Source organism: Serratia sp. Sp408 (assembly GCF_057180665.1).
Genome location: NZ_JBXUFT010000002.1, coordinates 196,437 through 212,111 on the forward strand (window position 1 = coordinate 196,437; position 15,675 = coordinate 212,111).

The window sequence follows — 15,675 nt, forward strand, 5'->3', positions numbered from 1 at the left end:
CGGGGCGAAGCGCCGTTGCTTCGCCCCAATACCCTGCTCAGTCCAAGCCGTTGGCTTTTAAAAATCCTTCGCCGCCCAGTTGGCGCATCTGACGCAAAATCCACTGCTGACGCTGTATCACGTAACCGGAAGGCGCATCGGCTTTAAAGCGATGCGGGTTTGGCAACACCGCCGCCAGTAACGCGGCTTCCGACGCGCTGAGACGCTTGGCCGGCTTGTTGAAATAACGCTGCGACGCCTCTTCCACGCCAAAAACGCCATCCCCCAGTTCAACAATGTTGAGATATACCGTCAGAATGCGCCGCTTGGTCCAGACCAGTTCGATACCACCGGTCAGGCCGGCCTCCAGCCCCTTGCGCAACCAGCTGCGGCCGTCCCACAGGAACAGGTTTTTGGCCGTCTGCTGCGACAGCGTCGAGGCGCCGCGAATGCGCGTCGGACGTCGCTCGTTGTGATCGAGCGCTTTTTCGATGGCGGCCACATCGAAGCCCCAATGTTCGGGAAACTTCTGATCCTCCGCCGCCATCACCGCCAGCGCCATCGTGGGCGAGATTTCATCCATCGATACCCAATCGGAATGCGCGACATAACCGAAATCCCCCTGCAACCAGGCACCGATCTGCCGTTCGAACATCACCGCGGAAAACGGCACCGGCAGAAAGGCAAATAGCACTATCCCCGCCAGCCACAGGCCGATAACCGCGAGGACGCCACGCTTGAACCAAAGCCACGGCAGGAGAAAAAGCGATTTACGCCCCGATTTCCTCATTCGCTCAGTTCCAGCACTCGTGAAACCAGCTTATCAATACCGCTTGCCGCTTCGGCGATCGATTGCGCCAACATGTATGCCGGGGTGGTCACCACTTTGTTTTCAATGTCGACCACAATGTCATCAACCGGACAAATCACCGGCTCACCGCCCATGGCATCAATAACCTCGCCCAGATCGGGATCGTTACCAATGGTCAGACGCACCTGGTGATCCAGTATTTTTGGCAACAGCGCCGGTGAAATACACATAAAACCAATTGGTTTATTTGCCTTATGCATTTGACGTGTAAGATTTGCCAAATCCATGTCAACGTCGCACTCCTGCCCTTGTGCCGCAAAGCTGCTGAGGTTCTTGGCTGCGCCGAACCCACCTGGCACGATCAACGCATCCAGCTGCGCGGCGTCCGCCGCGGAAAGCGGCTGTATCTTTCCGCGCGCGATACGGGCGGACTCAACCAACACGTTGCGCTGCTCGCTGACTTCATCGCCAGATAAATGATTAATTACATGCAGTTGTGGCTTATCCGGTGCAAAGCACACCGCCTGCACTCCCGCACGGTCCAATGCCAGCAGCGTCAGCACCGCTTCGTGGATTTCCGTACCGTCGTAAACCCCACAACCGCTCAGTACCACCCCGACCTGTTTCATCGCCCTTCTCCTCATCAATACTGTCAACGGGTTTGCGTTCTGAGTTGACAAACACTAATCTACATCACACATTTTAATGAATCTTCTAACATGAAAGCTTACATTTGCTATGTTGTTGGCTGTATGATGTTTAGGAATTCATTACAACCTGCTCGACCAGAACACTGAAAACCAATACGCAGGTCACGATTTCCCTGGTGTTGGCGCAATATTCGCGCACCCCGGCCTAGGTCGGGGTCATTTTTTTTCAGCGTTCTCAACCCACGCACGCAGTACCGCCACGTCGTTAGGCCATTCCTGTTTCAGTTCGTCGACCCAGTCCTGTACGTTGTCCCACCATGCCGGTAACGTTGGCGTCTGGATTTGCTGCGCCAATTGCTGCAGGTGACGCAAACCAACCGACCCGGCGGCGCCCTTGATCTTGTGCCCTTCCTCGGCGATGCCTTTCTGATCGCGAGCGGTCATGTTGGAATCCAGTACCGCCAGATAACCTGGCATCATTTGTTCGAACATCTCCAGGCTTTGGTGAATCAGCTGTGGCCCAACCAGATCCATGTACTGTTCCAGCATGGCGGTATCCAGTAACGATTCATTAATCTGCATCGCTTTGTGCTCCAGTTTTTTTGTCGCATGAGAAGGTTGATGGCCCCAGTAACGGGTGATCATCGTGGTCAGAGCCGGCACCGAGAGCGGTTTGCTCAGCACATCGTCCATACCCGCATCCAGGTACTCTTTCTTGTCTTTCAGCACGTTGGCCGTCAGCGCAATCAGCGGCGGCAGCGCCTGGCCGGCATAGCGCTGATGCAACTCACGCGCGATATCCAGCCCGGTCATGTCCGGCAACTGGATATCCAGCAACACCAGATCGAACTCGTCGGGATCGAACATCGCCAGCGCCTGCGCGCCGTTCATCGCCACCTCGACGCTGTTGCCCAGTTTTTCCAGCACCGAGCGCGCCACAATCACGTTCAATTCGATGTCCTCAACCAGCAGGATGTGCAGCGCCGGCAACGGCAGCGGCTCCTCGGTGTGCGCGGCGGCGACTTCCTGTTGCACCGCTGGTGCCTTAATCGTCAGGGTAAAGCAAGAACCGTGCCCCGGACGGCTGTTAACCGTGATATCGCCGCCCATGCTCTGTGCCAGTCGCTTGGAAACCGCCAGGCCGATACCGGTGCCGGTTGCCGGACGCCCACCGCGCTGATCTTTGACCTGATAGTACATGGCGAAGATTTTGTCCTGCTCATCCTGTGGAATGCCCATGCCGGAGTCTTCAACCTCAAATACCAGCTTTTCCTGCCCATCCCGGCGCACACGCACCACGATTTGCCCCTGTTGAGTGAACTTCACCGCGTTACCGATCAGGTTCCACAGGATTTGGCGCAGGCGCGTGCCGTCGGTAATCACCTGCTGCGGCAGCGGTTGCTGAGGATCCAGCACGAACTGCAGGCCCTTCGGCTGAGCCAGCAGACCGGACAGGTTTTCCAGATCGGCAAGGAAACCAGTAAAATCAACCGGTTGATTATCGAGCTGTACCTTGCGGCGCTCCAGCTTGTCCATCTCGATAATATCGTTAAAGATATTGCCGAGGGTGATGGCGCTGACGTGAATGGTTTTCAGGTATTTGAGCTGTTCATCGTCGAGCTCGGTATCGAGCAGTATGCGACTCAGGCCGACAATGCCATTAAGCGGCGTACGAAGCTCGTGGCTGATCGTTGAGATAAAGGTAGTCTTGTCCCTGCTGGCGTTCTCCAACGCGTCCTGATAGCGCTTACGCTCGGTTATATCGCGTCCGAAACCCATCAGCCCGTGGCGTTTGCCCACCCGATCGTAAAACGGCACTTTACGCAGCTCGAAACAGGCTTTGCGACCATCCGGGTACACCAGCCACTGTTCATAGGTCAGCGAGACGTTATGGCGGAACACCTTTTCGTCGGTTTCGATCACTTTGTCGGCGATATCCTGCTCATACACATCGTATGGCGTCAGGCCGATCAGCTGTTTCTCGCTTTTGCCGGTCAGCAGTTCCATGGCACGGTTGCAGCCGGAAAACTCTTTGTCTTCATTACGGTAGTAAACCAGATCCGGCGAAGCGTCGAGGAAGGAGCGCAGCAGCGCCGACTGTTGCCCCAGCTCAATCTGCGCCAGCTCGCGCTGTTCCATCTCTTCTTTCAGCTTGTCCATCACCTGCAAACGCGCTTCTTCTGCCTTGATGCGATCGGCAATTTCCTGATTGAGCTGGGTAATGTTGTCCTTCAGTTGCTGATTCAATTGCAAATCGCGGTGACGCATTTCTTCCAGCTTGTCCACCAGCCGCGCCAGTCGCTGGCGTGACTCCTCCAGTTGCTCCACCACCACCGACAGAAAATAGACCGCCCAGGGGGTGATCAACAGCCCGAAGAAGATTGAGCGCACGACGTCGATGCTTTCAACTTCGCCACGCAGCAGCATGGTCACCGCCATCTGGACGATCATCGCCAGCACCACCAACGCCGACGCCAGCAACAGCGAGAAGCGCACCAGCCCCAGCTTCACCATCAGATCAACGTAGTACTGGGCCAATACCCGGATTTGCTTCATAAACCGCTCCCGACAGACATAGGGGGTAAATCATACCGCAAATAGCCGCATCGCTGCGATTAGCACAATGGAAGTGTGAAAAAGCCGGCAAATCAGCTCAGACAGGGGCGTAGCGCAACGCCGCCGCCAGCGCGGCACCTTGTCCGCCGTGATGTAACAGATAGCTACCGACCGCCTGCATGCCGCTCCAGCGGTTTTCGCACCATAATGGTGCCAACAACGTCGGCCGGCGCGCATAGGCAGACAGACGATGAAACACCACGTCGCGCGGCGTATGGCGGATCATTTCACCGGCGCTGGCGGCATAGTCCTCCAGCGTCAGTACCGGCTGACGCCCGGCCTGCCAGGCGCGCGCCAGGATACTGCCGGCCACCACCTGCAGCGGATGCAGTTTGATGCCGTCTACGCCTGCGGCTACTACCGCCACAAGCGTCGCCAGATGATCGGCCGGCGTTTCGCCCGGCAGGCCGACAATCAGATGGCAGCAGACCTTCAGGCCACGTTCGCGCGCTCGCCGCGCGGTCTGTTGGTAACAGCAGAAATCATGCCCGCGATTGATGCGTTTCAGCGTTTTATCGTGTGCGGTCTGCAACCCCAGTTCGAGCCATACTTCATACCCCTGGGCACGGTAGCCGGCCAACAGATCGAGCGCTGCCTCCGGTACGCAGTCCGGTCGGGTACCGACGCAGATGCCCACCATGTTCGCCTGCTCAAGCGCCTGCCGATACAGGCTTTCCAGCAGCGCCACCTCGGCATAGGTACTGGTATAGGCCTGAAAATAGGCCAGATAGCGTTTGGCGCGATTGACCTTGCCAGCCTGCGCCGCCAGCTGTTCGGCGATGGTTTGCCGGCGCATTTGCTCATCGGCGAACGACGCCACATTGCAAAAGGTGCAGCCGCCGCGCCCTACGGTGCCGTCGCGGTTTGGGCAGTTGAAACCACCGTGCAGCGTGAGTTTATGGACCTTTTCGCCATGACGGCGTTGAAGATCGGCACCAAACATATTGACTAATTGTGGCAACTGCATAATCTTGGTGTTTCTCTGTGTTCAAAGCCGCGATGCTAATTAGAAACGGCTTTTCCTGCGATGACAGAGATCAACGCTTTTCTTCAAAGGCCTCACCAGGCATAACTATTCATTATAAATGCAAATAAAATCACCACACCTGCGATGAATTATTCTAATTTCATAGCAGTGGTTTTGCCCAGTATGACAGACTAATGAAAAATAGTTACAAACAACAAAATAGTCAGATTTACTGGAATAATATTCTGCCATTCCAGCCCGCACTAGCATGGTGCAGAGATCCAGCGGTTGCACTATAGTGAGACAGCTCACATTTCTTCGGCGGTCAGCGCCATGCTGATCCAGGTCAAATAACATTAAAAAACATTATAAATCAAAAAATTAATTACTTTTACCGCCATTTAAAAGGTCCATAAGCCTATATTTGACCTGCGTATTCTTTCTCGATAAGTTGGAAGTCCGCTGGAAGCTTTCTGGACGGGCAAACGACTCGTCATATTTATGCAGTAATTTAAGACTCCCTCTTAAAACAAGTCTTCACCACTTGTGATAACCGTCACGAGAGGCCCTTAACGGAGGGCGGAAAAGCAGATTGGCGTTATGAATACCTCATGGATATATCACGGGTATTCGCCGATTGAGCGTCTGCCCAAGCGCGTTAAGCCGCTCGTGCACCGGTTGTGAGAGTCACGCAGAGCCTGGGGAGGTTCACTGATATGTTGTACGACAAATCCCTAGAGAGGGACAACTGTGGTTTCGGCCTGATCGCCCACATAGAAGGCGAACCTAGCCATAAGGTAGTGCGTACCGCTATTCACGCACTGGCCCGTATGCAGCACCGTGGCGCAATTCTTGCTGACGGCAAGACTGGCGACGGTTGCGGCCTGTTATTGCAAAAGCCCGATCGCTTTTTCCGCATGGTTGCCGAAGAGCGCGGCTGGCGCTTAGCCAAGAATTACGCCGTCGGCATGATGTTCCTCAGTCAGGACGAGGAACAGGCTCGTGCCAGCCGCCGCATTGTGGAAGAAGAACTGCAAAACGAAACGCTGTCGATCGTCGGCTGGCGTGAAGTACCGACCAACCCGGACGTACTGGGTGAAATTGCGCTCTCTTCCCTGCCGCGTATTGAACAGATTTTTGTTAATGCCCCGGCCGGCTGGCGTCCGCGCGACATGGAGCGCCGCCTGTTTGTGGCACGCCGCCGCATTGAAAAACGCGTGCAAGAGGTGCAGGACGACAGCTTCTACGTCTGCAGCTTCTCCAACCTGGTGACGATCTACAAAGGCCTGTGCATGCCGGCGGATCTGCCGCGCTTTTATCTGGATCTGGCAGATTTGCGCCTGGAATCGGCCATTTGCCTGTTCCACCAGCGCTTTTCCACCAATACCGTGCCACGCTGGCCGCTGGCGCAACCGTTTCGCTATCTGGCGCACAACGGCGAGATCAACACCATCACCGGTAACCGTCAGTGGGCGCGCGCCCGTACCTATAAATTCCAGACGCCGCTGATCCCGGATTTGCAATCTGCGGCGCCTTTCGTCAACGAAACCGGTTCCGACTCCAGCTCGCTGGACAACATGCTGGAACTGCTGCTGGCAGGCGGGATGGATCTGATCCGCGCCATGCGTCTGCTGGTGCCGCCAGCCTGGCAGAACAACCCTGACATGGACGGCGATCTGCGCGCCTTCTTCGACTTCAACTCGATGCACATGGAACCGTGGGACGGCCCGGCGGGCATCGTCATGTCCGATGGCCGCTACGCCGCCTGTAACCTTGACCGTAACGGTCTGCGCCCGGCGCGCTATGTCATCACCAAAGACAAGCTGATCACCTGCGCGTCGGAAGTCGGCATCTGGGATTATCAACCGGACGAAGTGGTCGAAAAAGGCCGCGTTGGCCCCGGCGAACTGATGGTGATCGACACCCGCAGCGGCCGTATTCTGCACTCTGCCGAAACCGACAACGATCTGAAGAGCCGCCATCCTTACAAAGAGTGGATGGAGAAAAACGTCAAGCGGCTGGTGCCGTTCGAAGACCTGCCGGAAGACCAGGTCGGCAGCCGTGAGCTGGACGACGCTACGCTGGAAACCTACCAGAAGCAGTTCGGCTACAGCAGCGAAGAGCTCGATCAGGTGATCCGCGTGTTGGGCGAGATTGGCCAGGAAGCTACCGGTTCAATGGGCGACGATACCCCCTTCGCCGTGCTCTCCAGCCGTCCGCGTATCATTTATGATTACTTCCGCCAGCAGTTCGCCCAGGTCACCAACCCGCCGATCGATCCACTACGCGAAGCGCATGTGATGTCACTGGCGACCAGTATCGGCCGTGAAATGAACGTGTTTTGCGAGGCCGAAGGCCAGGCACACCGTCTGAGCTTTAAATCGCCAATTCTGCTGTATTCGGACTTCAAACAGCTCACTACGCTGGAAGGCGAATACTATCGCGCCGACACGCTGGATCTGACCTTCGATCCGGCAGAGCAGGATCTGGAGCAGAAGATCCGCGCCCTGTGCGATGAAGCGGAACGCAAGGTACGCGACGGCGCAGTGCTGCTGGTGTTGTCCGATCGCGCCATTGCACCGAACCGTTTGCCAGTACCGGCACCGATGGCCGTGGGCGCGGTACAGACCCGTCTGGTTGAAAAAAGCCTGCGCTGCGATGCCAATATCATCGTTGAAACCGCCAGCGCCCGCGATCCGCACCACTTTGCCGTGCTGTTGGGCTTTGGCGCTACCGCCATCTACCCGTACCTGGCTTATGAAACACTGGCCAAACTGGTGGACAGCCAGGCGATCGACAAAAAATACCGCGACGTGATGCTCAACTACCGCAACGGCATCAACAAGGGGCTGTACAAGATCATGTCCAAAATGGGCATTTCGACCGTAGCCTCTTACCGCTGCTCCAAACTGTTTGAAGCCGTTGGCCTGCATCGCGATCTGTCCGACCTGTGTTTCCAGGGCGTGGTCAGCCGCATCAGCGGAGCCAGCTTCAGCGACTTCCAGCAGGATCTGCAAAACCTGTCCAAGCGCGCCTGGCTCAAGCGCAAGCCGCTGGATCAGGGCGGCCTGCTGAAGTTCGTCCACGGCGGCGAATATCATGCCTATAACCCGGACGTGGTCAACACGCTGCAAAAAGCAGTGCACAGCGGCGAATACGCCGATTACCAGGCTTACGCCAAGCTGGTTAACCAGCGTCCGGTGGCCATGCTGCGCGATCTGCTGGCCATTACGCCAAAAGGCGCGCCAATCCCGGTAGATCAGGTTGAACCGGCAGAATCGCTGTTCGGCCGTTTTGATACCGCGGCAATGTCGATCGGCGCCCTCAGCCCGGAAGCTCACGAGTCATTGGCCATCGCCATGAATAGCCTCGGCGGCTTCTCCAACTCCGGCGAAGGCGGCGAAGACCCGGCGCGTTACCGCACCAACAAAGTGTCGCGCATCAAACAGGTTGCGTCCGGCCGCTTCGGCGTGACTCCGGCCTATCTGGTTAACGCCGACGTGATCCAGATTAAGGTCGCTCAGGGAGCGAAACCGGGCGAAGGCGGTCAGTTGCCGGGCGACAAGGTCACACCGTACATCGCCAAGCTGCGCTATTCGGTACCGGGTGTAACGCTGATTTCCCCGCCGCCGCACCACGATATCTATTCGATTGAGGATCTGGCCCAGCTGATTTTCGACCTGAAACAGGTCAACCCGAAGGCGGTGATTTCGGTGAAACTGGTGTCCGAACCGGGCGTTGGTACCATCGCGACCGGCGTGGCCAAGGCCTATGCCGACCTGATCACCATCGCCGGCTACGACGGCGGCACCGGCGCCAGCCCACTGTCTTCCGTCAAATACGCCGGCTGTCCGTGGGAACTCGGCCTGGTAGAAACTCAGCAGGCGCTGGTAGCCAACGGTCTGCGTCACAAGATCCGCCTGCAGGTTGATGGCGGTCTGAAGACCGGCGTCGACATCGTCAAAGCCGCAATCCTCGGCGCGGAAAGCTTCGGCTTCGGCACCGGGCCAATGGTAGCGCTCGGCTGTAAATACCTGCGTATCTGCCACCTGAACAACTGCGCCACCGGCGTAGCCACTCAGGATGAAAAACTGCGCCGTGACCATTATCACGGCTTGCCGGAACGCGTGACCAATTACTTCCAGTTTATCGCACGGGAAACCCGCGAGATCATGGCGTCGCTGGGGGTCAGCCAACTGGTGGATCTGATTGGCCGCACCGAGTTCCTCACCGAACTGGACGGCATTTCCGCCAAGCAGAACAAGCTGGATCTGTCGCCGTTGCTGCAAACCGCTACGCCGCATCCGGGCAAGGCGGTGTATTGCACCGAAAGCAGCAACCCGGCGTTCGACCGCGGTCTGCTGAATAAAGAGCTGCTGGCACAGGCTGAACCGTTTATCGAAGCGAAACACAGCAAGACGTTCTACTTTGATATTCGCAACACCGACCGTTCAGTGGGGGCAACGCTGTCCGGCGCAATTGCTGCGGTACATGGCGATCAGGGTATGGCGGCGGATCCGATCAAGGCGCACTTCTCCGGCACCGCCGGCCAGAGCTTCGGCGTATGGAACGCCGGCGGCGTTGAGCTGACCCTGACCGGCGACGCCAACGACTATGTCGGCAAGGGCATGGCTGGCGGCAGCATCGCCGTTCGTCCACCGGTCGGCTCCGCCTTCCGCAGTTTTGAGGCCAGCATCATCGGCAATACCTGCCTGTATGGCGCCACCGGCGGCAAGCTGTTCGCCGCTGGCCGTGCGGGCGAACGTTTTGCGGTGCGCAACTCCGGTGCCATCACCGTCGTTGAAGGCATCGGCGATAATGGCTGCGAATATATGACCGGCGGCATCGTCTGTGTGCTGGGCAAAACCGGCATCAACTTTGGTGCCGGCATGACCGGCGGCTTTGCCTACGTATTGGATGAAGACGGTGAATTCCGTAAACGCGTGAACCCGGAGCTGGTAGAGGTATTGGACGTCGATCAGTTGGCGATCCATGAAGAACACCTGCGAGGCCTGATTACCGAGCACGTGCAGGCGACCGGCTCTGCACGCGCCGAGGAAATTCTGGCCAACTGGCCGGAATGGGCGTCGAAGTTCGCGCTGGTCAAGCCGAAGTCCAGTGATGTGAAGGCATTATTGGGTCACCGTAGTCGTTCCGCAGCCGAGCTGCGGGTTCAGGCGCAGTAAGAGGTCATCAATGAGTCAGAATGTGTATCAATTTATCGACTTGCAGCGCGTTGATCCGCCAAAGAAACCGCTGAAGATCCGTAAAATTGAGTTTGTAGAGATTTACGAGCCGTTTTCGGAAACCCAGGCGAAAGCGCAGGCAGACCGTTGCCTGTCGTGCGGCAACCCTTACTGCGAATGGAAGTGTCCAGTTCACAACTACATTCCGAACTGGCTGAAGCTGGCTAACGAGGGTCGCATCATGGAGGCGGCGGATCTGGCACACCAGACCAACAGCCTGCCGGAAGTCTGCGGCCGCGTGTGTCCCCAGGATCGTCTGTGCGAGGGGTCATGTACCCTGAACGACGAATTCGGCGCAGTGACCATCGGCAATATCGAACGCTATATCAGCGATAAAGCAATCGAGATGGGCTGGAAACCCGATATGTCGCACGTGCAGCCGACCGGCAAGCGCGTGGCAATCATCGGTGCCGGCCCAGCCGGCCTGGCCTGTGCCGACGTACTGACCCGCAACGGCGTGAAAGCGGTGGTTTACGATCGTCACCCCGAGATCGGCGGCCTGCTGACCTTCGGCATTCCGGCCTTCAAGCTGGAAAAAGAGGTAATGGTCAAACGCCGTCACATCTTCAGTGAGATGGGCATCGAGTTCCAGCTCAATACCGAAGTCGGCAAAGACGTCACCATGGATGCGCTGTTGAACGACTACGACGCGGTGTTCCTTGGGGTCGGCACCTACCAATCGATGCGCGGTGGACTGGACAACGAAGACGCGCCGGGGGTGTACGACGCGCTGCCGTTCCTGATTGCCAATACCAAGCAGCTGATGGGTTACGACGCCAGCGTGCAGGAGCCCTACGTCAGTATGGAAGGCAAACGCGTGGTGGTGCTGGGCGGTGGTGATACCGCCATGGACTGCGTGCGGACCTCGATTCGTCAAGGCGCTACGCAGGTCACCTGCGCCTACCGTCGTGACGAAGTCAACATGCCGGGCTCCAAGCGTGAAGTCAAAAACGCCCGCGAGGAAGGGGTTGAGTTCAAATTCAACCTGCAACCGCTGAGCATCGAACTCAACAGCGCCGGCCGCGTTGCCGGCGTTAAGATGGTGCGTACTCAGTTGGGTGCGCCAGATGCCAATGGCCGCCAGGTCGCCGAGCAGGTACCGGGCTCCGAGCACGTTCTTGACGCCGATGCGGTGGTCATGGCGTTTGGCTTCCGCCCGCACCAGATGGATTGGCTGGCGGCCCACGACGTGCAATTGGATAAGCAGGGGCGCATCGTCGCACAGGAAGGTATCGAAAACGCCTTCCAGACCAGCAACCCGAAAATCTTTGCCGGCGGTGATGCGGTGCGCGGCTCGGATCTGGTGGTCACGGCGATTGCCGAAGGGCGCAAGGCTGCCGACGGCATCCTCAACTATCTGGAAGTGTAATCGCCCGCGCTGCCCGGCCTATGCCGGGCGTTACATGGCGCCGTCGGGTCTCGCTTACCAGCATAAAAAAAGGTACAGCCATGCTGTACCTTTTTCTTTTTGCGCTAACGTTACTTGACGACGCGCAATGCCGGGCGACCACCGCGCGGTGGCTGTGGCGGCTCGTCATCCGGATCACGATCGTCACCGGCGTCCGGACGATCGCCGTCAATCACCGACATCAGGCTTTCGGACGGCACTGTCTCGTTGTCCAGCCCCTCAAAGGTGCCTTCAGCTTCATACGCGGCTTCCGGTTCGAACATGGTGCCGGCGCCGTTTTCACGCGCGTAAATCGCCAGTACTGCGGCCATTGGCACCAGTACCTGGCGCGGTACGCCGCCAAAGCGCGCGTTGAAGCTCACGTCGTTATCACCCAGTTGCAGATTGCCCACCGCACGCGGCGCAATGTTCAGCACAATCTGGCCGTCGCGCGCGAACTCCATCGGCACCTGCACATCGGGGCGCGTAACATCAACCACCAGATGCGGCGTCAGCTGGTTGTCGAGCAACCAGTCATAGAACGCGCGTAACAGGTAGGGACGGCGCGGTGTCATCTGGGACATATCCATGCTGCTTAGCCCCGAGTTTGCAGGCGCATTTCGCGCTCGGCTTCGGTCAGGGAGGCCAGGAACGCATCGCGCTCGAATACGCGAGTCATGTAACCTTTCAGCTCTTTGGAGCCAGCACCGTTCAGCTCGATGCCCATCTGCGGCAAACGCCACAGCAACGGCGCCAGGTAGCAATCGACCAGGCTGAATTCATCGCTGAGGAAATACGGCTTGATATTGAATACCGGTGCGATTTCGATCAGCGTTTCACGCAGCTGCTTGCGCGCCGCCTCAGCTTCCTGGCCGGTGCCACGCTCGATTTTGTACATCAGCGTATACCAGTCTTTCTCGATACGCTGCATCCACAGGCGGCTTTCGCCACGTGCCACCGGGTAAACCGGCATCAACGGCGGGTGCGGGAAGCGCTCATCAAGGTATTCCATGATGATGCGGGATTCATACAGGGTCAGCTCGCGATCGACCAGCGTTGGTACCGTTTGGTAAGGATTGAGGTCAATCAGATCCTGCGGCAGGTTATCCATCTCAACCTGCTCAATCTCGACGCTGACACCTTTCTCCGCCAGTACGATACGTACTTGATGGCTAAAAATGTCGGTCGGGCCAGAAAACAGCGTCATTACCGAACGTTTGTTGGCAGCGACAGCCATGAAAACCTCCAAGTTTATCTAGAAAATACTGCGAATAGCCAACGTCCCTTCACCTTTCATGCCGCAACGATATCGGCTCCCTCATCTCCCCGTCGGCTGACAAGCCAAGCTGCTGGGGATGCATTCGGTCGCCGTCTTGCTGCACCATGAAATCTATCGGGTTACCAGGCTGCTATCCTGAATGATCTTGCCGCAGCCGGCATGCTCGCAGATAAACCTTAGGGTCTGGAATTCGGCCTTGGAGGTAGACTGACGGCAGCTGCTCGGCGAACAGGCGCAAAAGTGGATGATAGTTTACCAGATTTTGCCTGTTTTGTGGGGGATGCGTGGCGATTTCATCGTGATTTGTCTGATATCCCACAGATTTTAATGCAGGAATATTAAATTTGAGGCATAAAAAAACCCGGTGAAACACCGGGTTTTTTGCGTGTATCGTTCTGCCGGAGCAGAAAAATTAACGCTTGGAGAACTGCGGACGACGACGTGCTTTACGCAGACCGACTTTCTTACGTTCAACCTGACGAGCATCACGAGTGACGAAGCCAGCTTTACGCAGTTCAGAACGCAGAGTCTCATCGTACTCCATCAGTGCACGGGTGATACCGTGACGGATCGCACCAGCTTGACCAGAGATGCCACCACCTTTAACGGTGATGTACAGATCCAGTTTGCCAACCATGTCGACCAGTTCCAGCGGTTGACGAACTACCATGCGGGCAGTTTCGCGACCGAAGTACTGTTCCAGGCTGCGCTGGTTGATAACGATGTTACCGTTGCCCGGCTTGATGAAGACGCGAGCGGCGGAGCTTTTGCGGCGACCAGTGCCGTAGTATTGATTTTCAGCCATTGCCATTAATCCCGATTAAATGTCCAGAACTTGCGGTTGCTGTGCCGCGTGATTGTGCTCGGTGCCCGCGTAAACTTTCAGTTTACGGAACATTGCACGACCCAACGGACCCTTTGGCAGCATGCCTTTAACCGCGATTTCAATCACACGCTCAGGACGGCGGGCAATCATCTCTTCAAAGGTCGCTTCTTTGATACCACCGATGTGGCCGGTGTGGTGGTAGTACATCTTGTCGTTACGCTTGTTGCCGGTTACAGCAACTTTTTCAGCGTTCAGAACGATGATGTAATCACCGGTATCAACGTGCGGGGTGTATTCCGCTTTATGCTTGCCGCGCAGACGACGAGCCAGTTCAGTAGCAAGACGGCCTAAAGTTTTACCGTCTGCATCAACAACGTACCAGTCGCGTTTTACGGTTTCTGGTTTAGCTGTAAAAGTTTTCATTAAAAGCTTACCCAATAATTAGTTACACGTTGGTGAACACCCAAACGCTCGAAAACAGTTGAGGCTCACACGACCATCAAGTCCAGCAAACCTACCCCTTCGAATAGCCATTGCCGGCACTATAAAGTTTTTGGGAAAAAAACTTTGTTGTAACGTGGGGTCGCAAGATTATAGAGAAGTCGCTCGCAAAGATCGAACAGTTTTTGAATGGAAATTGCATTTTGCCTGCTGGAGCGAGGGCCTCAACGTCGAGACCCTGAATTGTATCACGGCAGATGCGGCAGCTTAAGGTATTCCTCGCTCTGCATTTCCTGCAAACGCGACAGACAGCGCTGATATTCGAACTTGAGGCGCTCCCCCTGATAAATCTCGAACATCGGCGCTTCGGCGGCAATCACCAGTTTGACATGGCGCTCGTAAAACTCGTCAACCAGCGCCAGGAAACGCCGAGCGGTGTTTTCCTTCAACGGCCCCATGATGCGTACGTTGTACAGCATCACGCTGTGATACAACCGCGACAGCGCGATATAGTCCAGTTGGCTGCGGGCGTCTTCGCACAGGGTATGGAAGTCCACCGCCAAGACCCCTTCCACCGCGCGGATCGCCGGTAGCGGCCGGTGATTTATTTGCAAGACCGGTGCCTCTTCCCCGGTCTTGCCCGCCAGCTTGACGAAGATCTGATCCAGCGTCTGCTGCGTCTGCGCATTGAGCGGCGTCAGGTAGAGATGCGCCTGCGTCAGCGTGCGCAGCCGATAATCGATACCGGCGTCAACGTTTAACACGTCGCAATACTGGTTGATCAGATCAATCGCCGGCAGGAAACGCGCCCGCTGCAAACCGTTGCGATACAGATCGTCAGGTGGAATGTTGGAGGTCGCCACCAGCGTGATGCCTCTGGCAAACAGCGCCTGCAGCAACGTTGCCAGCAGCATTGCGTCGGTGATGTCGGAGACGAAAAACTCGTCAAAGCACAGCACGTCAGCCTGCGCCTTGAAGCCGTCGGCGATAATCTCCAGCGGATTTTCCTGGCCCTGCAGTTCGGTCAGTTCCTCATGTACCCGCAGCATAAAACGGTGGAAATGCAGCCGCAGCTTGCGATCGCCCGGCAGGCTGTGAAAAAACATGTCCATCAGCCAGGTTTTACCGCGTCCGACGCCGCCCCACATATACAGGCCCTGTACCGGTGTTTGCGCCGCCGGTTCGCCGCCCTTGCCTAGCCAGCGGCCAAGCTTGCTGCGTAATCCGCCACCTGTGGCCCGGCTTTTCGGCGCCTGCAACAGTTGGTGATAAATGCCGTCCAACCGACTGATGGCCTGTCGCTGAACCTCATCGGCCTGATACTCGCCCGCGTCCAGCGCCTGCTGGTAACGTGATAACGGTGACTGTGATTGCATGTCTATCTATAATCCCTGACAACGGTAAGAATTTATTTAGCCCATTTTAGCAACGCGTTACCGGTGAGTTATCCGGTTATCGCCACATTTACCCGCG

The 15,675-nt window shown here is 56.9% G+C and carries 11 protein-coding genes; 2 read left to right on the forward strand and 9 right to left on the reverse strand.

Annotated elements, in window-relative coordinates; translation table 11 throughout:
* Window positions 1-37 precede the first annotated feature (37 nt).
* From mtgA to mnmL, 4 genes are all read right to left on the reverse strand, one after another.
* Complete coding sequence (gene mtgA / locus AC2AXP_RS11695; protein ID WP_484381693.1) at window positions 38-769, reverse strand: monofunctional biosynthetic peptidoglycan transglycosylase; 732 nt, start codon at window positions 767-769, stop codon at window positions 38-40.
* Window positions 766-1,419 (reverse strand): isoprenoid biosynthesis glyoxalase ElbB, encoded by a 654-nt coding sequence (gene elbB / locus AC2AXP_RS11700; protein ID WP_039991674.1) that lies wholly within the window; start codon window positions 1,417-1,419, stop codon window positions 766-768. The genes mtgA and elbB overlap by 4 nt, the downstream gene beginning before the upstream one ends.
* A gap of 237 nt (window positions 1,420-1,656) precedes the next feature.
* Window positions 1,657-3,996 carry an aerobic respiration two-component sensor histidine kinase ArcB gene (gene arcB / locus AC2AXP_RS11705; RefSeq protein WP_004958181.1) on the reverse strand — a complete coding sequence of 780 codons (2,340 nt, stop codon included), beginning with the start codon at window positions 3,994-3,996 and terminating at the stop codon, window positions 1,657-1,659.
* A 97-nt stretch (window positions 3,997-4,093) separates the two neighbouring features.
* Window positions 4,094-5,023 carry a tRNA modification radical SAM protein MnmL/YtqA gene (gene mnmL / locus AC2AXP_RS11710; RefSeq protein WP_484381694.1) on the reverse strand — a complete coding sequence of 310 codons (930 nt, stop codon included), beginning with the start codon at window positions 5,021-5,023 and terminating at the stop codon, window positions 4,094-4,096.
* 716 nt (window positions 5,024-5,739) lie between these two features.
* Here mnmL and gltB point away from each other — a divergent pair.
* Together gltB and AC2AXP_RS11720 are read left to right on the forward strand one after the other, a co-directional pair.
* The gene (gltB, locus tag AC2AXP_RS11715) at window positions 5,740-10,209 is read left to right on the forward strand and encodes a glutamate synthase large subunit (protein WP_004958175.1); all 4,470 of its coding nucleotides are present in this window, start codon (window positions 5,740-5,742) and stop codon (window positions 10,207-10,209) included.
* Between the two features lie 10 nt (window positions 10,210-10,219).
* Window positions 10,220-11,638, forward strand: coding sequence for a glutamate synthase small subunit (locus tag AC2AXP_RS11720; RefSeq protein ID WP_004958173.1), 1,419 nt, complete (start codon window positions 10,220-10,222; stop codon window positions 11,636-11,638).
* A gap of 110 nt (window positions 11,639-11,748) precedes the next feature.
* On the opposite strand, the gene sspB is transcribed toward AC2AXP_RS11720, so the two are convergent.
* The 5 genes from sspB to zapE all read right to left on the reverse strand — a co-directional run bounded on the left by sspB (window position 11,749) and on the right by zapE (window position 15,578).
* Window positions 11,749-12,246, reverse strand: coding sequence for a ClpXP protease specificity-enhancing factor (sspB, locus tag AC2AXP_RS11725; RefSeq protein WP_198773885.1), 498 nt, complete (start codon window positions 12,244-12,246; stop codon window positions 11,749-11,751).
* 5 nt (window positions 12,247-12,251) lie between these two features.
* The gene (gene sspA, locus AC2AXP_RS11730) at window positions 12,252-12,893 is read right to left on the reverse strand and encodes a stringent starvation protein SspA (protein ID WP_004958168.1); all 642 of its coding nucleotides are present in this window, start codon (window positions 12,891-12,893) and stop codon (window positions 12,252-12,254) included.
* Window positions 12,894-13,347: 454 nt separating this feature from the next.
* Window positions 13,348-13,740 carry a 30S ribosomal protein S9 gene (gene rpsI / locus AC2AXP_RS11735; RefSeq protein WP_004937080.1) on the reverse strand — a complete coding sequence of 131 codons (393 nt, stop codon included), beginning with the start codon at window positions 13,738-13,740 and terminating at the stop codon, window positions 13,348-13,350.
* A 15-nt stretch (window positions 13,741-13,755) separates the two neighbouring features.
* Window positions 13,756-14,184: a 50S ribosomal protein L13 gene (gene rplM / locus AC2AXP_RS11740; protein ID WP_004958166.1), complete on the reverse strand. Its 429-nt coding sequence runs from the start codon at window positions 14,182-14,184 to the stop codon at window positions 13,756-13,758.
* Window positions 14,185-14,450: 266 nt separating this feature from the next.
* A complete protein-coding gene (gene zapE, locus AC2AXP_RS11745; protein WP_004958163.1) occupies window positions 14,451-15,578 on the reverse strand; it encodes a cell division protein ZapE in 1,128 nt (375 codons plus the stop codon).
* Window positions 15,579-15,675 lie beyond the last annotated feature (97 nt).